The organism is Algoriphagus sp. PAP.12 (assembly GCF_026652115.1).
Classification (GTDB): domain Bacteria; phylum Bacteroidota; class Bacteroidia; order Cytophagales; family Cyclobacteriaceae; genus Algoriphagus.
In genome coordinates this window covers 1-22898 of the sequence record NZ_JAPPSQ010000020.1, presented here as the reverse complement: position 1 = coordinate 22898, position 22898 = coordinate 1, and the positions used below count along the sequence as shown (strand labels likewise).

At 40.0% G+C, this 22898-nt stretch carries 21 protein-coding genes; 11 read left to right on the top strand and 10 right to left on the bottom strand.

Going from position 1 to position 22898, the window contains the following annotated elements:
• Positions 1 to 105 precede the first annotated feature (105 nt).
• From O0V13_RS18445 to hisIE, 5 genes are all read left to right on the top strand, one after another.
• Positions 106 to 882, top strand: a complete 777-nt coding sequence (locus O0V13_RS18445; protein WP_268036507.1) for a phenylalanine 4-monooxygenase — start codon at positions 106 to 108, stop codon at positions 880 to 882.
• A gap of 130 nt (positions 883 to 1012) precedes the next feature.
• Positions 1013 to 1609: an imidazole glycerol phosphate synthase subunit HisH gene (gene hisH / locus O0V13_RS18440; protein ID WP_268036466.1), complete on the top strand. Its 597-nt coding sequence runs from the start codon at positions 1013 to 1015 to the stop codon at positions 1607 to 1609.
• A 76-nt stretch (positions 1610 to 1685) separates the two neighbouring features.
• Positions 1686 to 2402, top strand: a complete 717-nt coding sequence (gene hisA / locus O0V13_RS18435) for a 1-(5-phosphoribosyl)-5-[(5-phosphoribosylamino)methylideneamino]imidazole-4-carboxamide isomerase (RefSeq protein ID WP_268036465.1) — start codon at positions 1686 to 1688, stop codon at positions 2400 to 2402.
• A gap of 187 nt (positions 2403 to 2589) precedes the next feature.
• On the top strand, positions 2590 to 3345 hold the full coding sequence (gene hisF / locus O0V13_RS18430; RefSeq protein WP_268036464.1) for an imidazole glycerol phosphate synthase subunit HisF: 756 nt from the start codon (positions 2590 to 2592) through the stop codon (positions 3343 to 3345).
• A 188-nt stretch (positions 3346 to 3533) separates the two neighbouring features.
• Positions 3534 to 4136 (top strand): bifunctional phosphoribosyl-AMP cyclohydrolase/phosphoribosyl-ATP diphosphatase HisIE, encoded by a 603-nt coding sequence (hisIE, locus tag O0V13_RS18425; protein WP_442780934.1) that lies wholly within the window; start codon positions 3534 to 3536, stop codon positions 4134 to 4136.
• Here the strand turns inward: hisIE and O0V13_RS18420 are convergent.
• From O0V13_RS18420 to O0V13_RS18390, 7 genes are all read right to left on the bottom strand, one after another.
• Positions 4133 to 5374 carry a glutamate-5-semialdehyde dehydrogenase gene (locus O0V13_RS18420; protein ID WP_268036463.1) on the bottom strand — a complete coding sequence of 414 codons (1242 nt, stop codon included), beginning with the start codon at positions 5372 to 5374 and terminating at the stop codon, positions 4133 to 4135. The genes hisIE and O0V13_RS18420 overlap by 4 nt on opposite strands.
• Positions 5367 to 6449: a glutamate 5-kinase gene (proB, locus tag O0V13_RS18415; RefSeq protein ID WP_268036461.1), complete on the bottom strand. Its 1083-nt coding sequence runs from the start codon at positions 6447 to 6449 to the stop codon at positions 5367 to 5369. Before proB ends, O0V13_RS18420 begins: the two co-directional genes overlap by 8 nt.
• Before the next feature lie 102 nt (positions 6450 to 6551).
• Positions 6552 to 7424, bottom strand: coding sequence for a geranylgeranylglycerol-phosphate geranylgeranyltransferase (locus tag O0V13_RS18410; protein WP_268036460.1), 873 nt, complete (start codon positions 7422 to 7424; stop codon positions 6552 to 6554).
• A gap of 777 nt (positions 7425 to 8201) precedes the next feature.
• Positions 8202 to 9779: an amidohydrolase family protein gene (locus O0V13_RS18405; protein ID WP_268036459.1), complete on the bottom strand. Its 1578-nt coding sequence runs from the start codon at positions 9777 to 9779 to the stop codon at positions 8202 to 8204.
• 83 nt (positions 9780 to 9862) lie between these two features.
• Positions 9863 to 10321, bottom strand: a complete 459-nt coding sequence (locus O0V13_RS18400) for a GyrI-like domain-containing protein (RefSeq protein WP_268036458.1) — start codon at positions 10319 to 10321, stop codon at positions 9863 to 9865.
• Between the two features lie 9 nt (positions 10322 to 10330).
• Positions 10331 to 10774 (bottom strand): GNAT family N-acetyltransferase, encoded by a 444-nt coding sequence (locus O0V13_RS18395; RefSeq protein ID WP_268036457.1) that lies wholly within the window; start codon positions 10772 to 10774, stop codon positions 10331 to 10333.
• A gap of 7 nt (positions 10775 to 10781) precedes the next feature.
• Positions 10782 to 11732 carry a carbon-nitrogen hydrolase family protein gene (locus O0V13_RS18390; RefSeq protein ID WP_268036456.1) on the bottom strand — a complete coding sequence of 317 codons (951 nt, stop codon included), beginning with the start codon at positions 11730 to 11732 and terminating at the stop codon, positions 10782 to 10784.
• A 437-nt stretch (positions 11733 to 12169) separates the two neighbouring features.
• Here O0V13_RS18390 and O0V13_RS18385 point away from each other — a divergent pair, with 437 nt between their 5' ends.
• Genes O0V13_RS18385 through O0V13_RS18375 form a run of 3 tightly spaced genes read left to right on the top strand, consistent with a single transcriptional unit; the run spans position 12170 to position 14581 of the window.
• Positions 12170 to 12745: a YceI family protein gene (locus O0V13_RS18385; RefSeq protein ID WP_268036455.1), complete on the top strand. Its 576-nt coding sequence runs from the start codon at positions 12170 to 12172 to the stop codon at positions 12743 to 12745.
• A 9-nt stretch (positions 12746 to 12754) separates the two neighbouring features.
• Positions 12755 to 14044, top strand: coding sequence for a hypothetical protein (locus tag O0V13_RS18380; protein WP_268036454.1), 1290 nt, complete (start codon positions 12755 to 12757; stop codon positions 14042 to 14044).
• A gap of 12 nt (positions 14045 to 14056) precedes the next feature.
• Positions 14057 to 14581 (top strand): hypothetical protein, encoded by a 525-nt coding sequence (locus O0V13_RS18375; protein ID WP_268036453.1) that lies wholly within the window; start codon positions 14057 to 14059, stop codon positions 14579 to 14581.
• A gap of 78 nt (positions 14582 to 14659) precedes the next feature.
• Here the strand turns inward: O0V13_RS18375 and O0V13_RS18370 are convergent, their stop codons facing one another.
• The 3 genes from O0V13_RS18370 to O0V13_RS18360 all read right to left on the bottom strand — a co-directional run bounded on the left by O0V13_RS18370 (position 14660) and on the right by O0V13_RS18360 (position 19643).
• On the bottom strand, positions 14660 to 15520 hold the full coding sequence (locus O0V13_RS18370; protein ID WP_268036452.1) for an ROK family protein: 861 nt from the start codon (positions 15518 to 15520) through the stop codon (positions 14660 to 14662).
• A 96-nt stretch (positions 15521 to 15616) separates the two neighbouring features.
• Positions 15617 to 17944, bottom strand: a complete 2328-nt coding sequence (locus O0V13_RS18365) for a glucosamine-6-phosphate isomerase (RefSeq protein WP_268036450.1) — start codon at positions 17942 to 17944, stop codon at positions 15617 to 15619.
• Positions 17945 to 18188: 244 nt separating this feature from the next.
• Entirely contained in the window at positions 18189 to 19643 is a 1455-nt protein-coding gene (locus O0V13_RS18360; protein ID WP_268036448.1) for a DUF294 nucleotidyltransferase-like domain-containing protein, read from the bottom strand.
• Between the two features lie 53 nt (positions 19644 to 19696).
• Here O0V13_RS18360 and O0V13_RS18355 point away from each other — a divergent pair, with 53 nt between their 5' ends.
• The 3 genes from O0V13_RS18355 (at position 19697) to O0V13_RS18345 (ending at position 22874) form a co-directional block, all read left to right on the top strand.
• Positions 19697 to 20176, top strand: a complete 480-nt coding sequence (locus O0V13_RS18355; protein WP_268036447.1) for a gluconokinase — start codon at positions 19697 to 19699, stop codon at positions 20174 to 20176.
• Positions 20177 to 20247: 71 nt separating this feature from the next.
• Entirely contained in the window at positions 20248 to 21618 is a 1371-nt protein-coding gene (locus O0V13_RS18350) for an amidohydrolase family protein (RefSeq protein WP_268036446.1), read from the top strand.
• 119 nt (positions 21619 to 21737) lie between these two features.
• Positions 21738 to 22874, top strand: a complete 1137-nt coding sequence (locus O0V13_RS18345; RefSeq protein ID WP_268036445.1) for an aldose epimerase family protein — start codon at positions 21738 to 21740, stop codon at positions 22872 to 22874.
• Positions 22875 to 22898 lie beyond the last annotated feature (24 nt).

Below are 22898 nucleotides of genomic sequence, written 5' to 3'. Positions count from 1 at the left end.
AGGATACCAGTTACCCTCCAAGGATTTAAACCCTTGGAGGGTTGGAGCAAACAAATTCGATAAAAGAGATTTTATATATAAACCCAAATAATAACAATGAAACAAATGATGGAAAAACCAAAAGACTGGGTCTTTAGCGACCCGCGATTGCAGGATCTGAGGCAGGAGTATGACCAGTATACTCCCGAGGATTTCAAGGTTTGGAAGATCTTGTTTGAAAGACAAATGCCGAACCTACCTAAGGCTGCTTCCAAAGCCTATTTGGAAGGTGTGGAGAAAGTCGGTTTTACGGCAAATGAAATTGCCAATTTTGAGGAATTGAATCAGGTTTTGGAGAAAACGACCGGATGGGCTGTTCAGGTGGTTCCTGGATTAATCGATGATGATTTGTTCTTTGGATTGCTGAATAACAAGCGATTTCCATCTTCTACTTGGCTTCGCAAAATGTCTCAATTGGATTATCTGGAAGAACCGGATATGTTTCATGACGCATTTGCTCACATGCCAATGTTAACCAATCAGCCTTATGTGGATTTTTTGGAAAAGCTTTCTGGAATTGCCTTGAAACACATCGAGGATCCTTGGGCCATCCAATTGTTGAGCAGGATTTATTGGTTTACGATTGAATTTGGATTGATTCGTGAAGAAGGAGAGTTAAAAATATACGGTGCAGGTATACTCAGTTCGGCTGGAGAGACTAAATTTAGCCTTTCGAATGAACCGGCACATTATCCGTATGATGTCCGCAGAATTCTGAATCAGGAATATTGGAAAGATAAGTTTCAGGACAAGTATTTCGTGATTGAAAGTTATGAGCAACTGTATGAGTCCTTGCCTGAAATAGAGAAGGTGCTTGTGGAAATGTTGAGAAGTGGGAAGTAGGAGGTTTTGAAGTTTGGATGTGAAGGGGATAAATCTATTTATCAAAAAATAAATATTGATCGAAGTCGGAAGACAGAAGATAGAAGCAATTAACTTCCGTCTCCGGTCTTCCTTCTTCCGTCTTCAAACAATGAAAATAGCAGTCATAAAATATAATTCAGGGAATGTTCAGTCTGTTCTCTACGCATTGGAAAGACTGGGCGCTCACCCAATTCTGACGGATGATCCCAATGAGATCAAATCTGCCGATCGGGTGATTTTTCCTGGACAGGGAGAGGCCAGTACAGCAATGGGTTACCTCAAAGCAAGAGGCTTGGATCAAGTAATTCGCGATATTAAACAGCCGTTTTTGGGAGTTTGTTTGGGACTTCAGTTGCTTTGTGAGCATTCAGAGGAAAATGATACCGAATGTTTGGGGATATTTCCAGTGAAGGTCAAGAAATTCATTCCGGAAAACTCACAGGAATTTAAAGTTCCTCATGTAGGGTGGAACGACTTGGAAAACCTGAAATCGAACCCTTTACTCAAAGACTTGCCAGAAAATCCTTTTGTGTATTATGTGCACAGCTATTATGCGGAGTTGAGTGATGCTACGATTGCCACGACACATTACATTCATTATTTCACTGCCATTTTAAATCGGGATAATTATTGGGCTATTCAGGCTCACCCAGAGAAAAGCAGTGAGGTTGGGGAGAAGTTGCTTTCTAATTTTCTTAATATTTAAATAATCCCTCTTTCACCTTTCAAAGGGGGAGTTGTTCCATCAAATTTTCCAATTCGGAAATTTTCTAATTCAAACCATGCAAATCATACCTGCAATCGACCTTATCGGAGGTAAATGTGTTCGCCTGAGTCAAGGTGATTATTCCAGTAAAAAAGAATACCATGATGATCCTTTGGAAATGGCCAAGAGGTTTGAAGGAGCGGGAATTCAGAGATTGCATCTAGTAGATTTGGATGGAGCGAAAGCTAAGAAAATCATCAATGGCGATGTTTTGGAGAGAATTGCGAGTGGAACCTCTCTTCACGTTGATTTTGGTGGAGGAATTCAAGCCGATGCCGAAATTGAAAAGGCATTTGAATTGGGAGCAAAGCAAGTCACGGGTGGAAGCATTGCAGTGAAAAATAGATCTCTTTTCGAGTCCTGGATTGAAAACTATGGAGCTGAAAAGATCATTTTGGGAGCGGATGCCAAGAACAGAAAGATCGCTGTAGGAGGCTGGGAAGAAACAACTTCTGTGGATCTGATTCCTTTTATTAAAGAATATGTCAGCAAAGGAATCAGTTATGTAATCTGCACGGACGTAGCTAAAGATGGCCTTTTGCAAGGCCCCTCAACTGATCTGTATAAAGAAATTTTGCAGGAGATACCGGGCCTGAAATTGATTGCTAGTGGAGGAGTTTCTTCAGTTAAGGATTTGGAAGACTTAGAGAAAGCGGGAGTCTATGCTGCTATAGTTGGAAAAGCTTACTACGAAGGAAGAGTGAGTTTGGAGGAATTGGCAGCTTTCGTCTAAGCATGATTTACGAAGTACGAATTACGAGATTGAACTGAACCTCAGTCATCAATATCAATTCTCAACATCAAAAAATGCTAAATATGGGAAGGATGTCGAGTATTAAATTAGGCCTCGTAAATCGTAAATCTTATTTCCCAAATTTAGAATGTCGAATAATGAATAAAGAAGTTTTGAATACAATGAAATGTTAACCAAACGAATAATCCCCTGTCTCGATATCAAAGATGGTAGAACTGTCAAAGGGGTGAATTTTGTCCAATTGAGAGATGCAGGTGATCCAGTGGAGTTAGCAAAAGCTTATTCGGATGAAGGAGCGGATGAGTTGGTGTTTTTGGATATAACAGCAACAGTTGACAAGAGAAAGACTTTGGCAGAGTTGGTAACCAAAGTAGCCAAGGCGATCAATATTCCTTTTACTGTGGGTGGAGGTATTTCAACAGTTGAAGATGTGAAAGTCTTGCTGAATGCCGGAGCTGATAAGATTTCGATCAATTCCTCCGCGGTAAAGAATCCAGGAGTAATTGATGAAATGGCTCGTGAATTTGGTTCTCAATGTATCGTTGTAGCCATTGATACGCGGGATGTAGATGGGACCGATTATGTTCATACCCATGGAGGTCGAAAGCCAACCCTGCTTCAGACTCAGGCTTGGGCCAAGGAAGTGGCGGATCGTGGAGCAGGAGAGATTCTGTTGACTTCCATGGATCATGATGGAACCAAGGCTGGCTTTGCCAATGAAATCACATCTGAGATTTCCTCAGCCTTATCGATTCCAGTAATTGCCTCTGGAGGAGCTGGAAATATGGCTCATTTCAAAGATGTCTTTACCTTTGGAAAAGCTGATGCAGCATTGGCTGCAAGTATATTTCACTTTAAAGAAGTTCCGATCCCCGAATTGAAAAGTTATTTGGACCAAGAAGGGATTGTGATTAGAAAATAAACTTTAAGTTGTGGGATGCCTTGAGGGTATTGATCAGGACTTTTGAAATTGTAAAATCAAGAGAATACAAAAAAAAATACTTTAGGAATATTGCTCAATAAATTGAACCGAAATAGTAATTCTATTTCAATCTGACTAATCAGATTTTATTTCTGTGTATTTCTAATGTATTTCAAAAAATAGAAATAATGAAAATTGATTTCGATAAAATGAATGGTTTAGTACCTGCAATTGTACAGGATGCTTTGAGTGGAAAAATCTTGATGCAGGGCTATATGAATGAAGAAGCATTGGCCAAAACTCAAGAAACAGGCAAAGTGACATTTTTTAGCAGAAGCAAAAATAGATTGTGGACCAAAGGGGAGACCTCCGGTAATTTTATGGAGTTGGTTTCTATGTCTGAGGATTGTGATGGGGATGCGATTTTGGTAAAAGCCAATCCAGTAGGACCTGTTTGTCATACTGGAGCGGATACTTGTTTTGCCGAAGTGAATAGCTCCAAAACCGGATTTATCGATCAATTGAGATCCATTATCAAGGATCGAAAAAACAATCCATCCGATCAGTCTTATACCGCTTCACTTTTTGCCAAAGGCATCAATAAGGTAGCTCAGAAAGTAGGCGAGGAAGCCGTAGAGATTGTCATTGAGGCCAAAGATGACAACAAAGAGTTATTCTTAGGAGAGGCAGCCGACCTATTGTATCACTACTTAGTGCTATTGGAAGCCAAAGGATATGAATTGGATGAAGTGATGGAAGTTTTGATCGATCGCCACGCAAAGAAATCTTAATTCCTTACCTGCCCATTTCCTCTAATCACCCATTTATAACTTGTCAATTCATTGAGTGCCATCGGTCCTCTAGCGTGAAGTTTTTGGGTGGAGATTCCAATTTCTGCCCCTAATCCAAACTGAGCTCCATCTGTAAATGCAGTGGAGGAATTGGCATAAACAGCAGCTGCATCCACTTGTAAGATGAATTGGTCAATATGTTCCTGGTTTTCCGAAACAATTGCTTCGGAATGTTTAGAAGAATAGGCCGCAATATGTTCCAAAGCCTCTTCTAGATTCTGAACTGTTTTTATCGCTAATTGAAGACTTAAGAATTCTGTCCCGAAGTGAGAATCATCTGCTTCGGAGATTAAATCATTTGGTGCTAAAGCATCAAAAGCTGGAGCATCTGCAAAGATTTTTACTCCAGATTTCAAAAGGGGCTGGATCAATTCATTGAGCTCAGAAAGCCTATTTTGGTTAATAATCAGACAATCCAGTGAATTGCAGACACTAGGTCTACGGGTTTTGGAATTGTGAATGATTGCCTTCGCTTTTTCCAAATCTGCAGATTCATCCACATAGGTATGTACAATGCCAGCTCCTGTTTCGATTACAGGAACTTTGGCGTTTTCTCTTACAAAATTGATCAATCCCTGAGAGCCACGAGGGATAATAACATCTACAAAATCAACTGCTTCCAAAAGAGCCTTGGTAGCAGTACGATCGGGAGGCAATAGCAAAAAAGCTTCTTTTGGAAGATGATGCTTTTCCAAAATATGATGAATCAATGTCATGATCGCCTGGTTGGAAGCATCTGCATCCGAACCCCCTTTTAGGATCAAGCCATTCCCTGATTTCAATGCCAAAGAAAAGACATCAAAAGTCACATTGGGTCTGGCTTCATAGATGATCCCAATCACACCCAAGGGAACGGTTACTTTTTCCAAAAACAATCCATTTGGAAGCATTTTTTCTTCCAGTCTAATCTGAAGCGGACTAGGTAAATTACTAACCTGACGCATCTCTTGAGCGATTCCTTTGATTCGTTGCTCTGTCAAAAGAAGGCGATCATACATGGGGTTTTCTTTGTCCATGCGATCCAGATCTTTTTGGTTTTCTGCCAAAAGAAAATCTGACTGCAATACCATCAAATCAGCAAGGTCTGACAGGACTTTTTGAACAGCTTCATCCTTGATGCCGGTTAATTGTCTGCTTGCTTTTTTGACTGCTTGGAATACACTTGAAAAATCACTCATGATCAAATAAATATAGGTAATCGTAGTGGATTAGGGCTTTTTGCTTCTTTTGACCGATTTTTTCCTCAGCTGATTTAGAAGAATATTCTGCTCTTCCCAATCCAATTTTTTCTCCATTTTCATCGCGAATCAGTAAAATGTCACCTTTGGAAAACTCACCTTCGATTTTGGTGATTCCGATAGGTAATAAACTTCTAATCACAGATGATGTCAACGAGGATTTAGCTCCTTCGTTGATAAATATTTCTCCTTTGTAGTAATGTGTGCCATGGGCCAACCATTTCTTTGGAGCATGCTTTTCTCTCTTTGGTTCAAACCAGGTGCACCTCAATTCTTTCCTTAAAAAACTTTCTAAAACGCCATCGTTTTTCCCATTTGCAATGATTACTTGAATCCCCAAATCAGCAGATTTCTTGGCCATGGCATATTTGGTCAACATACCACCTCGTCCAAAAGAGGACTTGGTGGCAGAAATGTAGGAACTCACTTCTGGCATAGATGCAACCACTTTTTCAATCAATTCGGATCCTGGATCTGCTGGATTTCCAGTATAAATCCCGTCCACATTGGTCAAAAGCATCAAGGTGTCGGCATTGATCATTGCTGCTGTCAAGCTGGCCAATTCATCATTGTCCGTAAACATCAGCTCAGTAATAGTTACGGTGTCATTTTCATTGATGACTGGAAGGATCCCTTGACTTAGTAACGCCTCAATGCAATTTTTCATATTGAGGAAATGTTTTCTGTCGCGGAAATCTTCTTTGGTTACCAAAATCTGTGCGATAGGTTGATTCAACTCACCAAAAAGACCCTGATATTGATTGATCAGGCGGATTTGACCGGTAGAAGCCCAGATTTGTTTTTTGAAAACCGGGTTTAATTTTTCGGGAAGGGAAATAGCCTGTCTTCCAAATGCAACCGCTCCAGAACTCACCAATACAACCTTTTTTCCAGCTTCTGTCAATCTCATGATTTGCTGAACCAAGTGCTGCATGCGATTCAAGTCGGGCAATCCAGACGATTGAGTCAGGACGTTTGAGCCGATTTTGATTACAATGGTTTTGGCGTTTTGCATTTTTTGAAAATTTGCATGAAAGTAATGGTTTTGATAAGGAATTGCCAAAAAATGATTGGGGGATGTGAAAAGGTGGAAAAGAAAAGCTCTTGAAAATACTGATTAGAGTAAAGCCATGCTCAAGGTTCCTACGAGCATTAAAATTTTTGCCCAAGCGCTGAGTTTTGTGAATTGTTCTTTGCGATCAGCCAAATAAATTTTCCACATAAACCAAAGGAAAGCTAGTCCCAGAACGCCGAAATAGATAAATAGTTCTGTCTTGTTGATTTTGATAGTAATGACCAAAATCGAGATCACAAAAAGAGTCGCAATTCCAAAAATAACCTGTTTGGTTTTTCTAAACCCAATGACTATTGGGAGGGTTCTGCAGCCATGTTTACGGTCTCCATGGCGGTCTTCGATATCCTTAATGATCTCGCGAATCAGGTTGAGGAAAAAGGCGAAAATGGCATAAGTTAATACCAAGAGTTCATTTTTCTGAAAATAAAAGGCGATGATGTAAACTGAAAGACCAGTCAGAAAAGCCACTGTAAGATTTCCGATAAAAGGTTCTCGTTTCAAACGATTGCTATAAAACCAAAGTAAGAACGCGGCAAAGAAATTGATAAGGCCAATCTTTGGAGAGACAATCAGGCCTAATGCGATTGCCGAAAAATTGAGAATCGAATGTAAAACAATCACAACTCTTCGCTTGATGCCTTTTCCAACCACTACCTCATGAGGTTTGTTTACGTAGTCGATTTTGACATCGTAATAATCGTTGATCATGTAGCCAGCTGCAGTGATCATAACGGTAGCCAAAATCAACAAATAAAGCCTGAAGTCTTCCAAAACAGGAGCTCCAGAGTTTGTGGTTTTCACCAAAAAATAAGTAGTCATTAACTGAGTAAAAGCTACCAAAAGCAAATTGATAGGGCGACTAATTCGGAAAAGTCCGCTGATTGATATCGTACGCTCCTTTTGCAATGGGCTCATGTCCCAAAAATAAGGTAATTCCCCGTTTTAATTGGATGGGTAGTAGAGAATATCGAGTTTAAAAATTTGGGAGGAATTAAATTGATTTCTAGTAGTTGTCAGGTAGAGTATCCAATTTTCTTTGATCAAATCAGATGAATAAAAGGCATTTAACTTGTTGTGCGACTTTTGAAAGACCAAAAGTCGCCAAAAGTCTTTTGCTTGAATTGGCTTGAAGATGCCTGTGGACATTTTCTACCGAATTGAGTCAAACGCTAAAAATCGCCGGATTTCCGAACAAGTTCGGAACTAGCCGATTTTCTTAACGCTTATTGCCTCCAATCCGTCACCAATCACTTCAAAGCAAATCGTCACTTTGATATCACAAGTAAAATTTTAGATCATTGGAAAATATGTGACTTTAAATTGAGTGGAGAACATCTATTTGTAGTCTGGACCCGCCTTCCAATTTTGGGTGTTAAGAAATCAACTTTGAGGGTTGAAATTAGGAGGCTTGTCTGACGAAAATTTTGCTTCCGAAGATTCCAGTTTTGACAAGAATTTGTGCAAAATTGAGGAGTTTTCCGACGTGTGGGGAGGAAATTGATTTTAACCCAAAAATGGACAGCGGTGGGTTTTCTGGTCCTTTTTCACCTACAGGAAAAAGGACGGAAAAGTAATATCAGTGATATGCTTGTAAAAAATTACCTTTTGTAAATAGTAGTGGAGTCGAAGACTTTAAAAAGTCGTAAATAAATTTCGACTCCGCTCAATTTGACAAGAAATAAATCTGTTTTTTTATTGATTCTTTTGATCTAATACCATTTTCTTGATGTCCTCTCGAAGCTTTTCAGCATCGTAAATGATTCCGTCTTTAATCGTGTATTTCACACCTCCAACTCTTTCCATTTGATTTGTTTCATCATTTAATTTAAGAAAACCTGTTCCATAAAGGACCTTGAGGTTTTCAATTGGATTCTCATCTACAATCACCAAATCTGCCAAAAGTCCTGGGCGAATTACTCCGAATTCAATAGGCTTACCTTTCGGTTCGAAAATCGCCTGCGCTGCGTGCAAAGTGGCTCCACGAATTACTTCCAAAGGATGGAATCCTGCCTCTTGCAGCAATTCCATTTCCTCGATGTACCCAAACCCCCAAAGGTTGTAGATGAATGAAGCGTCATCACTTACAGTGACTCTACCTCCAGCATTTTTATAGTCGTTTAGGAAAGACATCCAGACTTTATAGAAATTTCTCCAGGCAGTTTCATCCCAAGAAGTCCAGTTGTAGAAATAGGAGCCGTGATTTTCCCTGTTAGGTGTGTAAAAATCCCAAAGAGTAGGCAGCGTGTATTCAGCATGCCATTCAGCATTTCTTTCTCGCATCAGATCTCTACCGGCCAGATATGCGGTCATTGTCGGGTCAAGGATGAAATCATGCTCCAAAAATTCATCGATTAGTGCTTGCCATTGCTTGCTACCACGGGGATGAATTTTATTCCATTGATAAGCAACTTGGCTGAATCGATGTTGTTCATCATTGTAATTGAATTCAGCAGGCCAATGTTGGATGTCCTCGTCCTTATAAAGGGATTCAAAGATTCCATAATAATGGGTCAAAACGTCCAAGCCTAATCTAGCAGCGTCCAATGCGTTGGTTTGGGCGACCATAGGCTGAGAAATGTGAGCTACCGTTCCCATTCCATTCTCGTGAGCAGCATCAATTGCTGCTTTTAAAACATCAGGGTCATGATTAAAGAATTTAATTCCTTCCACTCCTTGTGAAGCAGCCCATTTTACCCATTCTTGGGCTTTTGCAGGAGTGTAAACCGGGCCTCCTTTCCAGTCTTCTCCGGATCCCATCGTGTGGAATGCAATGATTCGAGGGGCTACGATTTCATTAGCCGCACTTCTTTTCTTCTCACTTTGAGTCCATCCTACATTTTCGGCTGGAACGCCTCGGATCGTAGTGATTCCATGTGCCATCCAAAGTTTATATGGATATTCTGCATTGGGAGATTTGGCGGCTCCGCCTACGTGGGCATGTAGATTGATAAGTCCCGGCATCACATAGGATCCGTGCGCGTCGATTTCTTTGGTTGCGCCTTGTGGTCTACCAGAGTCTTCAATTGGTACATTCGGAACTCCAACTTGACGTATTTCGACTATTTTATTGCCTTCGATTACAATGTCTGCGGGTCCAGCTGGAGGTGCACCTGACCCGTCAATGACAATGGCTCCCCTGATGATCAGTCTTTCAAAAGGTCCTTCCCCTTCATCGGGTCTTCTATCAGGTGCAGGATTAAGTTTGGATTGGGAATAGCTCCCTTGCATAGCCATCAATAGGGCTATACAAAAAGCGTAGAAATATTTCATTTGGTTGGTGGTTTGGTATTCTTAAAAATGTGAAAAAACCACGAGCCTAGAAAGCTAATTTCTTATAAATGATTGAAAATCAATTAGTAATTTACAGCGATGAAGATTTCTACTTCTGAATTGTCTCCTTGTTGACTGGCTGGGCCATATATTTCAAAATCCGCGGTATAGCTTCGGTTGAGTTCTTTGTCCTTAGACCAAATCTCCATCCAGGTCTCAACGACTGCCTCTGGCATTTTTCCCTTGGCTACAAATTTTTTGAATTCAGCTTCTGAAAACTCCCTACCAATTAATCCAACAGGGATTTCATTTAAAGAATCGGTTTTCATTCCAATAAGACAGGTATACTCTCCTTGGTAGTCAGATTCATAATCGGTGTAAACCGAGTAGATCTCTTCACCAGTTTTATTTGGGATTTTGTCTGAGATGTTTTCATGAAAAAAGCGTTGCCAAAGCAGTCCTAAATCTTGGGCCGCTTGGCCATCTTCGTTGGAAGTTCGAATAGAAATACCAATCAATTTAAAAGTAGGTAGAGTTTCCATTGATTTGGTTTATGGATTAAATTGTAAGTGTAAAATGGGATAGGGTTTGCCTGTTGGGTCCTTTTCAGATCTTCCGATTTGGATAAAGCCTTGTTTTAGATAGAAGCCAACTGCCTGTTCATTTTGCTCATTGACATCCACTTTGGTAACGTTCAAGTTTGTGATTGAATATTCTAATAGAGCCTTTCCGATTCCTTTCCCTCTCGAATCCGGATGGATAAAAAGCATTTCCAAATTGCCGTCTGCAACGCCTGAAAAACCGATGATTTTATTGTTTTCGTCTCTCCATGCCTTCAACTTTACAGCATCTAGGTAATGTTCCATTATCAAAGGTTTGAAGTAAGCGATATCCTCTTCTTGAAGAAAATCATGGGTAGCTCGAACAGATGCTTCCCAAACTTCTAGAACTTCAGCGTATTCGGACTTTTTTATATCTGAAATAGTTGGTTTCACTTTGGTCTTATTTGTAATCTACGTTGGATTGTCTCTTTTTATTCACTTTGAGTTTTAGGATATCAGGTCTGGAATAATGTCCAACTGGGTCGAAATTCTGCCTTTCTTCTAAGATTCTCTGAAAATCTAAAGTTTCTACTAAAAGTCCTTCAAAATGTGCTTGGGGTTCTAAAATCCATTTGCCATCTGGGCCTGCAATGCAGCTTCCTCCGTCAGCCAAAACTTCTGGACAATTCTCAAGAATCACATCCAAATGGGGAGTGTCTTTTGGGAAGTCGGTCTTTCTCATCAAGCTGGACACAGAAATCACGTAAGACCTACTCTCCTGGGCGATCATTCTTGTGATATTTTCGGTGTTTCTGACCGCGCCTGGCCAAACAGCGATATGAACGTTTTCTCCTAATCCATAAAGAGCCGTTCGCGCCATAGGCATCCAATTCTCCCAACAATTCAATCCACCAAGGGTGAAATTTTTAAGAGGATGGGTTTGAAGCCCGTTTCCATCACCTGGAGACCAGACAAGTCTTTCATCATAGGTAGGTTGAAGCTTTCGATGAACAGATTTGATTTCGCCTGTTTGGTCGATGTATACTAAAGTACAATAAAGACTATGTCCTCCTCGGTCAGTCGGCCTCTCAATGATTCCAAGGTATATCGCAATCCTATTTTCCTTGGCGATTTTTTGAACTTCAGATAAATCACCTCGCTCGATCTGGATTGCATTGCTGGCATAGTGAGCAAAGATTTCTTTTTGAGTCTTGTGGTCCCAAGCGGCCGAATGTGTGATGGAAAGCCACCAAGGGTAGCCAGGTACCAAGCCCTCTCCAAAGACAATTAGATCACATTTTTGCTTCGCTGCTTCTAAAATCTTTGATTTCACCAATTCGATGGTTTCAAATTTATTTAGCCAGATTGGAGCAATTTGAGCTAAGGCGACTTTGAGATTATTCTGATTCATTTTGGGTGATTAAAATTGAAAATACCAATTTCTTGTGGAATCATGAATCAAAAAGTAGAGTGTGGGAAATTCTAGTTGGAGATAGAATATGTAACTATTTAAAAAGTTTTTATAATTATTTAATTGTCAAATCGATATCATTTTCAATCGATATAGGTTTTGTAAAGTCGAATTTCAATTTTGAATAATATTTTTTAAATTATTTCTAATAAAACCATTGATCAATTGGTTTTGATCTCAGATTGCAGTGTAAAATTTTTTAAAATATTAAATGGATGGAATAAAATTCTAATTTTTAATATTTAATACTTTAAGTTTAGAATAATATTCTGATTTTTTCCTTTTGATTACTGAATACAATCATTTGAAAAGCTGACTTTCGTCAGGGATTACGCAGACTCTATCTGTGACATTTGTTACAATTAATCGGTAAGCCAATGAAAATCACAATGAACTTTTATCGCTGGTTGCTAGTGGGAGCTTTTGGAATAATCGCGAATGTCGGACTAGCTCAAACCAATTTCAAAATGGGACCTTCCCCAATCTTAAAGATAGAAGGTGGGTCAACCTTGCATGATTGGCATATGGAAACTAATACAGTTTCTGGCCAAGGAGTCTTTACAGTTGAGAATGGGAAATTTGTTTCTGCAAAGAAACTTCAAATTTCATTTTTGGCGGAAAGTCTAAAAAGTGGAACCAGTGGCTTGGACAAAAATGCATACAAGGCGCTGGATACAAAAAACAATAAGGAAATAAAATTTTCCTTGAAAAGTATCTCTAATAGCGGAGCCAATTTTACTGCCTCCGGTGACCTGACAATTGCGGGAGTTACTAAAACAGTTTCTTTTCCGGTTCAAGTCACAACAAGTGGTCAAAGTTTCACTTTCAAAGGTGATTTTGACACCAAGTTGACAACGTTTTCAATAGCCCCTCCAACTGCCCTTCTAGGAACAGTGAAAACTGATGACGAGATAACTCTGTCGTTCTCGACGACTTTTATACCAACCCTTTAACTAGAAATCATGAAAAAGTATTTAATCGCTGCTGCATTCGCTGCGGGAAGCTTCACTGCGGTATTTGCTCAAGGACTCGAAAGAGATGTTCAATATTGGAGACCTTATGATCAAAGAGGGATCAATATTTTCGAAACAGGTAAGCTGGATACCGTACCTTTTGAAGGAGTAAAGGTGAGAATTGGAGGTAATTTTGCTCAGCAATTCCAAAGTATCAGCCATGAGAATACTGCTGAGGCAGTTTTGAATGCTGATGGTGTGAATGTCAATGAATTAGTTGATATCGGATTTGGATCTAACCTAGCAACCGCAAACTTGAATATTGATGTGGAATTGTTGGATGGGGTTCGGTTAAACCTGATCACTTATTTATCCTCTAGACACCATCCAGAATCTTGGGTGAAAGGTGGTTATTTGCAAATTGACAAACTTTCATTTTTGGGTAATCCGGAGTGGTTTGAGCAGTATTTTACCCTGAGAGTGGGTCATATGGAGATCAATTATGGTGATGCGCATTTCCGTAGAACTGATAATGGTAATGCTCTTTTTAATCCATTCGTAGGAAACTATATCATGGATGCCTTTACCACAGAAGTTGGTGGTGATTTGACTTTCCAAAGCAATGGCTTCTTGGTAGTGGGCGGTATTACTGGTGGAGAAATCCAAGGTGGTGTAACCAATCCTGACAAGAGAAAATTGAGTTTGATAGGAAAAGTTGGTTATGATAAACAGCTGAGCTCAGACTTCAGATTGAGATTAACAGGATCCATGTATACTACCTCTGGATCTTCTAGAAATACCTTGTATGGTGGTGATAGAGGAGGTTCTAGATATTATTTGGTTATGGAAAATACACTGGCTTCTACTTCTTCCAATTTCACCTCAGGTAGATTCAATCCTGGATTGACAGATAATATCACAGCAATGGTTTTCAATCCATTTGTGAAATACAAAGGCTTAGAATTCTTTGCCAATATCGAGCAAGCCAAAGGAAAAGCTTCTAGCGAAACAGAGGATAGAAAATGGAATCAAGTGGGTGCTGATTTAGTCTATAGATTTGGGGCCGCTGAAAAATTCTATGTCGCGGGAAGATATAATCAAGTGAATGGTGAATTAGCTGGAAGTGGATTGGATGTATCGATCGATCGAGTTCAAGTAGGTGGAGGATGGTTTATCTCTAAAAACATCCTAGCCAAGCTAGAATATGTATCTCAGAATTATAAAGATTTTGCTGCTACAGATATCAAAAACGGTGGTAAATTCAATGGATTGATGATTGAAGGAGTGATTGGTTTCTAATCTACTTGAATTATGCTTGTCCTTTTTCTCATACTTGAATTATTGTTTGCTCCTCAGAGACAGGAAAAAAAGGTCATGGTCATTACGCACCATGTGGTAAAAGTTTCTGGATATACTTCTCTGGGTAGGTTTAACTGTGATTTTACAAGAGTAGGGGAAAAGGATACCTTGAACTTAAATGTGCCAGGAAATCACCCTTCTCTTGAATTTGAGATTCCAATCTCCAGCTTTTCCTGTGGCAATTTTCTTTTGAATAAGGATTTTCGTTCCACTTTGAAATCAAGTGAATATCCTTGCGCCCAAGTAGAAGTTAAAAACCTTTATGAAATGAAAGGGGGGCTATTTTGTCACCTAACCGTGAATTTGGTAGGTAAAACTTTAGAATTTCCAGAAATGGAGTTAGAAAGGAAGGAGGAGGAGATAGCAGGGAAATTGGTTTTAAACTTTGATATGCTGGACCTTGATCCTCCAAAGAAGTTTGGTGGATTGGTAAAAGTGGAGGATAAGTTGGATTTGGAATTTGTTTTGGGTATCTGATCAAAAAAATACTTCATAAAAAAAGCGATCTCTTCAGGGGGATCGCTCTTTTTCATTTACTAAACCAACTTTAATCTTTTAACTGTTGACTGTTTCCTGTTCGAAATCAACCAAAGCTACTGCTCCGTGGATGGCTGTTTCGTCCAATTCGGAAAGTAAAATCTTCAAATTCTCTAATACGGTTGGATATCCAAACGTGGAAAGAGATTTATGCATAGCCTCTTTAAATAGAGGGTAGGTTTTTCTAATAGAACCGCCTAAGACAATTGCTTCTGGGGCCAGCGCATAGAGAATGTGCTTCATCAATTCACCTAAATGGTGACCAAACTCATCAAAAGCCTTTAGGGCTTCTGGATCTCCTGCTAATGCCTTTTTGGCCAAAGTTTTTGGCTTGGTGTCATATTGATAGTGGAAAAACTTCCCACTACAATAGTTTTCAAAATTACTCTCCAGATATGGAGCACTGCACCATTCTCCTGCTGCAGAGTTGACGCCTGAATACAGATGTCCGTTAATTACAATTCCTCCTCCTACGCCCGTTCCCAAAGTGATGCCTACTAAGTTTTTGTAGCTTTTCCCAACACCAAATTTATGTACTCCCAAAGCAAAGCAGTTTGCGTCATTATTAATGAAAACTGGTTTACCAATTCTTACTTTCAAGAATTTAGCTAATTCCACATGTTGAAATGCGGGGATATTTGCTAAGCCCAAAACGATTCCGTTTTCGACGTCTACCAATCCCGGGATACCAATTCCGATCCCAGAAATATCATGGTGTAAATAGGATTCTATAAAAATGGCGATGGTCTCCAGGATAAACTCCTGAGTCTCTTTGGCCGGTGTAGGGATGGTCCGGATATCCTCTAGATGTCCGTTGATCAGAACACCACCTTTGATGCTGGTGCCTCCGATATCTAATCCCAAAATGGCCTTTTCCATTCGCTATTGTTAAGATGGTTATGATAGGTTTGACTAACTAAAATCAGAAAGTCATGCGAAATGACTTTCTGATCCAATTTTCAATCTATTAATTTTTTACAACATTCCTTCAATTGACTTTTCTAGCTCTCTAGCAGTAGCTAAGAACTCTTCTACGTTCATGTCTCTGAAGAAAATCAAGCCATGACTCGCTCTTACTTTCGCACGGTCGTGTAGGTAGAAGTAGTTTTTACCAAGCAGCAATTGGATGTCATTCAGTTGACCAACCCAAGTTCTCTTTGCTACGGTACTGAATTTACCATTGTGAGAGTAGCTAGGGAAAGATGCATTTACCTGGCTCAAGTAGCAGTTGGCAAATGAATCTTCCATTACAGACATATCACCCAAAGAAACTGGAACAATCACATTTGCTTCATGTGGCTCAAATTTGAACCAAACGTTTCTATATCCGATGATACGAAGGTCGCTCAAGTCTTTCTCTTCGCTCCACTTTTTCACTGCCGCAGCAGTTGCCTGCAACACTTTATAGTGAGTATCAGGCCCAGATCCTTCTGGATCCAAAGTCAAGCTGATTTTCGTAGGATTTACTTTTCTGAAAAGATCCACGATAGGCTCTACGTCACGAGTCTTGTCTGGCTGCTCGGTGAAGATGTCGCCAGTGTAGAAACCTAGTCTCAAGTGGTGAACGTTTTTCACCTGCACTCCGAAGTGAGCCCAAACTAACTCTTCCTCAAACTCACGGATCATACCTTTTAGTTTTTGGATTTTAGCAGGGTTTTTCTCTCCGTCGTAGCTCTTTCTCAAGATGCTGATGACATCATTGATTGTTTCTCGCAGTTGAGTTTTGTTTTTCACGTCATAAACGATCACCAAAGCTCTTACTACACGGTGGCAAAGACCTCTTTTTCTTGCGTCAGCATTTTCGGAAGCGACATTTGTCAAGTAGTGATAGACATCCTTGTCAGTCTTCAGGCTATAACCTACCTCGAAGAAATCTTCGAAATTCACCATTTGGATTTTATCCTCATCCAATAGCTTTTTGGTATGCTGCAATGTGTCAATCACAAAGCTGTTGGTCACTGCTGTGAAACCGGAAGTCAATACAGAGAAGTGGGCTTCGTTTGTTGGCTCATACAACTGATTAGTGATATGAGGCAAGATGCCTAAAGAAATATCATCGTGGTGAGGACCTGTGTGAAGCAATGTTTGCTCGGTTTCTTTTTCCAGACCTTTAGCCAACTTAGTTTCGATACTTTTCATTACCTGACCTACTGTTTCCTCAGAAAGATCTGGGATCAACTTACAGTATTTGTCAGCTTTCAAGTCACTCAATTTCAATCTGTGACCATATTTGTTTAGCTTTTTGCAAAGCTCGATCACAGCTCTTTCAGTCTTTTCAAAAGTCCATTCGCCTTTTTCGTAGTAGGCATCCATGGAATCAGTCAATTTTACACCAGCACCTCTGGTTAAATAGAAACGACCATTTTTCAATTTTTGAAGAACAGTAGCAGGGAATACGTTGCTCAATTTGGTTTCCAAAGAGTCCTTCACAATACCTGCTTTCGCTTCACCAGCAGCAATAATGATCGCCACTGCCTCAGGGTTGTAAACGATTGTGTCCAAACCGATAGTGATTACCAATCTATTTGCAGATACTTCGATACCGCCCAAGTCACCGGCTGCTACAGCCTGAGTTTCAAAGTTGGTTTCAGTCAACCTGGTCACAGAGAAGATATGAGATCCTCTAGTGTTGAAGGCGATGTGTCCATCAGGTCCGATACCACCCAAAAAGAAGCCAATACCACCTAAATCACGGATTCTTTGCTCGTAGTCACCGCACCACTGGTCGATCAAGTAGATAGATTCCTGCTGAAGTTTCTCCAATTCGTTTTCAGGCTCTCTGTATCTCAAGGATAGATCCACTTTCAAATCAGGGAAGATTTCCTGGTAAGATTTGCCTTGAGCCAAAGGAATCTCATCAGAGTTGATGAGGATCGCTTTCTCTTTAGAAAGCCCGAAACCTTGGATATAAAATTTGTTTACGTAGTCGTAGAATGAGTTGTGCTGAGAAGAAGAAATCGGGTAAAATTCGTCAATCTGCACGAAAGTCAAATCTTTCAATACCGGCTTCTTGACAGAGCCAAGTCCGTATTGATCTCTGATTTCCTTCCCTTTTTTACTGTCCCAGTTATCCAGTAGATATTGGGTCCACTTGATAAAGAATTCTGGAGTTTTACCAGTTGGTAAGGAAATAACGCCTTCTGGGTTGGCTGCTGCCCATTCTAAGAATCGGCAAGCGGTAAGCAATCCTAATTTCGGGAAATTGTCAACCATAAGGTAAGGAATCTGTGTGCTGATTTTTTCAACACCTGACTCCTTGAAGAAGCTTTTCTCAACGTCTGAGAGTGGATACTTACTTAGCATACTGTTTCGACAGTTTAGGGTTTTTATGAATTTTTCATTTAGAATCCGTTCGATTCCAAATAAATTGAAATAGCTAGAACTTTAAACTCCAAAATATCATCTGTAAATCTCTGATATTTGAAATTATATTCTGAAAAACTCACTCTTGTTTGAAAGTTATTCTATATAACAAATTTAAAAAACTTTCAGTAATAAAAAACAACTTTTATAAAAAATTTATAAAAGTATCATCTTGAGATAAAATTTATAGGGTCTTTGTAAAGGAAATCCGAATTCTCGCTTGGAAATCCTTGATAACTTTAAATATTTCAATCAAGGTTACGGATTGGACTTTTGTCAATGAATCCAGTTTCAAAAAGTTTTTTGGTTTTTCTTTTTTATCCAAAATCAGTTGGGCTTGATTCTCCAATCTGAGAGACATTAGGTAATTGAAAGCATGGATCAATTCCTGAGTTTCAGGCATGGTGAAAACCCCTTTTTGCCTCAGTAACTCTATCCTCCGGACAGTATTGGTTTCGTGAATTTGATGCTTCAAGGCAAATACTCGGGCCAAATCTACAATTGGTCTCATGGTTTGCTTCAAGTTCAGTTGCTTTTCGCCATCAATCTTTTCAGTTCTGATGGTTCTAAAAAATGTCAAAGGTGGCTCGTATTGAAGAGCATTATGACCCAAATTGATGAAAAATCTCTCTGAGGCTTTTTCCAAAAGGTTGCCCATGTGCACTTTCAGTTCCTCCAGCAGACTTTCTTTTCCATAAATGGCTCTGCAATCAAAGAATGTTGAGTAGTTCATCGTGTTTTCCTCTGAAGCATCCGAAATCCATGTTTCGTAATTTCTTTTCCAATGAGAAAGAGAATGAGTCCATTTGGGATTCATAGCCATTAATTCACCCGAACAAAAATCAATTCCAATTTGATTGAGGGCGGAGGAAACTCGAGTAGCGAAATCCAAAAAGTACTCCCGCACGGCTTCACGGTGTTCATTGGCCTTGTCCTCATAAATGATGGCGTTGTCCTGATCAGTTTTCAAAGTCAACTCGCCGCGGCCTTCACTTCCCAGTACGAAAAAGACAAATTTGGCAGGGGCAGATCCGATTTCTTTGATGACCCGTTCTATGACTCGCTGAGTAATCGTATCCGCCACAGTCGTGATGATTTGGTTGACATAGCCGGCTTTCATCCCTCTGGAAAGTAGCAGATGGATGATCTCTGGCATGTGATGCCATTTTTCTTTCAGTTCCTCAATTTGCCTTGCCTCTTTTACGGATTGGATAAACATGAAAGGCCCCTGACTTTGCTCTGTCAGGACTTTGGTTCTCGAAATCCAACCGATGTATTGTTCGTTTTCTTGGACTAAAAGGTATCGGGATTTGGTTCGAAACATTAATAATAATGCCTCAACCAAACTTGCATCTGGATGGATTGAGATCATGGATTTCTCCATGATGTGTGAAACAGGTGTTTCTAAGGCAATCCCTAAAGCAAGAGCTTTATCTCTAAGTGTAATATCGGTGATGTAGCCTTGGATTTCCTGGGGAGCGGAACCTATAAATAGACAACTTACCTGCTCATTTGCCATTTGGGTAGCGCATTCTTGAATAGAAGAGCTCGGCATAGCCATTCTCAAGTGACGGAAATGAAGATCCCGAACATATTTGGAATAAAATTGATCGGAAATAAAAGAGGAGTTGTTTTTCATCTTTCACAAAATAGCCAATCTTTAAGATTGATTGACCATCTTTCGGAGCCTATATGTTAATAATCGTCACAGGTGTTTCCGGTACAGGAAAAACTACAATTGGAAATGCACTTTCGGAGCATTTTAAGATTCCATTTTACGACGGGGATCTTTTTCACCCTGCCGAAAACATTGCGAAAATGAGTGCCGGACATCCTTTGGATGATGATGATAGAAAACCTTGGTTAGAGCTATTAGCTCAAAAAATGCTCGATTCGAAAGCAAGCGGAGGATGTATATTGGGTTGCTCGGCCTTAAAAGAAAAATACAGACAGATACTTTCGGTGGACCCTGAGATCCATTGGGTCCATTTGATCGGAGATCGAGATTTGATCTGGGAAAGGATGACTGCCCGTCAAAATCATTTTATGAAAGCCGGTATGCTGGATTCTCAATTTGAAACTTGGGAAGAACCGGATTACGGAGTCAAAATTTCCATTGACCAAAGTCCTGAAGACATGGTTGCAGAAATATTGGATCATCTAGAGCCTTAGGATTTTACAGGATTGGATTGTTTTCTAGGTTTCAATGACCGAAATTCATTGCCACACCTAGAATAATCAACATGAAACTTCAAAAACTCTTCTTTTCCTTGGTTGCTTGGCTTTTTGCCGGAGCTGTTTTTGCCCAAGATATCTTGGTTCTGAATGTCAATATTGTGACAATGGATGGGGAAGAAGTTCTGGAAAATCAGGCGATTTATGTTTCTGATGGATATATCAAGGACATTATTCCTCAATCTCCTCAGACTCCAAGAATGACTGCAGATTTGGTAGTTGATGGACGAGGAGCTTATGTCTACCCAGGTTTAGCGGAGTTTCATGCTCATTTACCAGTTTCGAATGATGGGAGTACCCAGTTACAAGAAGAGTCTCTCTGGCTATACCTTGCCAATGGCGTGTTGAGGATCCGGAGTATGCTCGGACATCCCACACATGTTGCTTTGCGAAGCAAGGTAAATTCAGGAGAGTTGATGGGGCCACGCGTATTTATTTCAGGACCTTCATTTAATGCTAATTCCGTGACTAGTCCTGAGCAAGCTGCTCAAATGGTCAGGGAACAAAAAGCGGCAGGTTATGATCATTTGAAAATCCATCCAGGTGTTGAGCTGGATGAGATGTGGGAGATTTCCAAAACTGCCAAAGAGCTAGGGATTCCTTTCGGGGGGCATGTTCCATTGGCTGTAGGGATTGACAATGCTTTGGCAAGTGGATTTAAATCCGTGGAGCATATGGATGGTTACATGGAAGGTTTGTTGCCTGACGATCTCGAAATAGATATTACTACATCAGGGCCTTTCAATCTAAAATTGGTAGGAGAGGTGCAGATGGAAAAGTTGCCTGCTTTGATTCAGGAGACGTTGGATCAGGGAACTTATATCGCACCGACCTTGACACTTTTTGATCGATACTTTGGCTATATCCCAGCAGATGAATTTAGAAAAGCTCCGGAGATGAAATATTTGCCTGGACCATTGATCCAGCAGTGGGTGAATACAAAAAAGCAATTAGAAAGAGCTGGGATGTTGGATGAGGCAAATGTGGCACCTTATCTGGCTTTTCGTAGAAAGTTATTTATGGAGCTTCATGAGGCTGGTGTCCCAATGATTTTGGCATCTGATTCCCCTCAGGTATTCAATGTTCCCGGTTTTTCTATTCAGCATGAAATGGCTTTGATGTCTGAGGCCGGCATGTCCAATTATGAGATCCTAAAAACTGGTTCGGTTGTTCCTGCGCAGTACATGGGGAGGGAAAATGAGTGGGGAATGATCAAGAAAGGCATGGCGGCTGATTTTGTGATGGTGGATAAAAACCCATTGGAAGATCTGAAAACTCTTCAAAATCCAAAAGGAGTGATGATGGCTGGAGAATGGCTTTCCCAAGAAAAATTACAAGCTGAACTGGATCGAATCGAAAACAATCACATTAGAAAATAGAATTATGAATTCTAAAGTCTGAATTCTTAAAACTCTTAAAAATTCAGATGACTGATGAGGCGTCTATAGGTAAAGAGTTTAGCTAAATCAATTCCCAAAAGCTTCTTAGATAACACCTTATGAAATACATTTCAAAATTTGCCTTCCTAAGCCTTTTGGTTTTCGCTTTGGCTTGCAAACAAGAAAAGACCCAAGAATTTATTATTGAAGATATTGAACTGATGATCAAAGCTGAAAAAGTGGCCGAACAGGAAGGTCAAGCTATTTTCCATTATGTGTTGGATAATGGAAATATGCAGGTAGAAATGACAAACTATGGTGGAACCATCACCAAAATTATTACTCCGGATAAAAGCGGGAAGATGGAAAATGTGATTTTGACTTTTGATACTGTTGAGGAATTTTTATCCAAAAGCAATCCTTTCTTTGGAGCTACAGCTGGCCGAATTGCCAATCGAATCGCGAAAGGCGAATTTACCTTGGATGGAGAAACATATGAATTGGCCAAAAACAATGGGCCGAATCATCTCCACGGAGGCAATGTTGGTTTCAACAAAAAAGTCTGGACAGGAGAACCCTATTCCAATGATAGCACGATAGGGGTAAAGATGACTTATTTGAGTGTGGATGGAGAGGAAGGGTATCCTGGAAATTTGGAAACTACTTTATGGATGGAGTTGACCTTATCCAATACTCTTCGGATTCGATTTGAGGCTGAGACAGATCAGAAGACCATCGTGAACTTGACCAATCACACATATTTCAACTTGACGGGTGTAAAGAGAAATGTTTTGGGACATGAGTTCCAATTTTGGGCTGATGCCTATACTCCAGTCGACGAAGGTTTGATTCCTACTGGCGAGGTGAGAGATGTGACAGGAACTCCATTTGATTTCCGGGATCCAAAGATTCTAGGAGACCAAGTGGAAGCAAATGGTGGTGGATTTGATCATAATATGGTGATGAAAATGGAGAAAGATTCAGAGATGAAGCACTTTGTCCATGTGAAAGACCCTGAAAGCGGAAGGGTAATGGATATGTATTCTGACAATGTGGGAGTTCAATTCTATACTGCCAATTTTGTTTCCAATTTTGAAGGAGCAGATGGAAAAATCTATGATAGACAATGGGGCTTTTGCTTAGAATCTCAGAATTGGCCAGATGCAATCAATCATGAGAATTTCCCTAGTCCCATTCTCAATCCAGGCGAAAAATATGAACATACGATTGAGTATAAGTTCTCAGTTGAAGAATAAAAGAAACCCCTCCAAGTGGAAAAT

What these genes read in the sequence shown, in the direction of transcription:
- O0V13_RS18445 (WP_268036507.1), top strand. Translation starts at nt 106, where the DNA reads ATGATGGAAAAACCAAAAGACTGGGTCTTTAGCGACCCGCGATTGCAG.
- hisH (WP_268036466.1), top strand. Translation starts at nt 1,013, where the DNA reads ATGAAAATAGCAGTCATAAAATATAATTCAGGGAATGTTCAGTCTGTT.
- hisA (WP_268036465.1), top strand. Translation starts at nt 1,686, where the DNA reads ATGCAAATCATACCTGCAATCGACCTTATCGGAGGTAAATGTGTTCGC.
- hisF (WP_268036464.1), top strand. Translation starts at nt 2,590, where the DNA reads ATGTTAACCAAACGAATAATCCCCTGTCTCGATATCAAAGATGGTAGA.
- hisIE (WP_442780934.1), top strand. Translation starts at nt 3,534, where the DNA reads ATGAAAATTGATTTCGATAAAATGAATGGTTTAGTACCTGCAATTGTA.
- O0V13_RS18420 (WP_268036463.1), bottom strand. Translation starts at nt 5,374, where the DNA reads ATGAGTGATTTTTCAAGTGTATTCCAAGCAGTCAAAAAAGCAAGCAGA.
- proB (WP_268036461.1), bottom strand. Translation starts at nt 6,449, where the DNA reads ATGCAAAACGCCAAAACCATTGTAATCAAAATCGGCTCAAACGTCCTG.
- O0V13_RS18410 (WP_268036460.1), bottom strand. Translation starts at nt 7,424, where the DNA reads ATGAGCCCATTGCAAAAGGAGCGTACGATATCAATCAGCGGACTTTTC.
- O0V13_RS18405 (WP_268036459.1), bottom strand. Translation starts at nt 9,779, where the DNA reads ATGAAATATTTCTACGCTTTTTGTATAGCCCTATTGATGGCTATGCAA.
- O0V13_RS18400 (WP_268036458.1), bottom strand. Translation starts at nt 10,321, where the DNA reads ATGGAAACTCTACCTACTTTTAAATTGATTGGTATTTCTATTCGAACT.
- O0V13_RS18390 (WP_268036456.1), bottom strand. Translation starts at nt 11,732, where the DNA reads ATGAATCAGAATAATCTCAAAGTCGCCTTAGCTCAAATTGCTCCAATC.
- O0V13_RS18385 (WP_268036455.1), top strand. Translation starts at nt 12,170, where the DNA reads ATGAAAATCACAATGAACTTTTATCGCTGGTTGCTAGTGGGAGCTTTT.
- O0V13_RS18380 (WP_268036454.1), top strand. Translation starts at nt 12,755, where the DNA reads ATGAAAAAGTATTTAATCGCTGCTGCATTCGCTGCGGGAAGCTTCACT.
- O0V13_RS18375 (WP_268036453.1), top strand. Translation starts at nt 14,057, where the DNA reads ATGCTTGTCCTTTTTCTCATACTTGAATTATTGTTTGCTCCTCAGAGA.
- O0V13_RS18370 (WP_268036452.1), bottom strand. Translation starts at nt 15,520, where the DNA reads ATGGAAAAGGCCATTTTGGGATTAGATATCGGAGGCACCAGCATCAAA.
- O0V13_RS18365 (WP_268036450.1), bottom strand. Translation starts at nt 17,944, where the DNA reads ATGCTAAGTAAGTATCCACTCTCAGACGTTGAGAAAAGCTTCTTCAAG.
- O0V13_RS18360 (WP_268036448.1), bottom strand. Translation starts at nt 19,643, where the DNA reads ATGAAAAACAACTCCTCTTTTATTTCCGATCAATTTTATTCCAAATAT.
- O0V13_RS18355 (WP_268036447.1), top strand. Translation starts at nt 19,697, where the DNA reads ATGTTAATAATCGTCACAGGTGTTTCCGGTACAGGAAAAACTACAATT.
- O0V13_RS18350 (WP_268036446.1), top strand. Translation starts at nt 20,248, where the DNA reads ATGAAACTTCAAAAACTCTTCTTTTCCTTGGTTGCTTGGCTTTTTGCC.
- O0V13_RS18345 (WP_268036445.1), top strand. Translation starts at nt 21,738, where the DNA reads ATGAAATACATTTCAAAATTTGCCTTCCTAAGCCTTTTGGTTTTCGCT.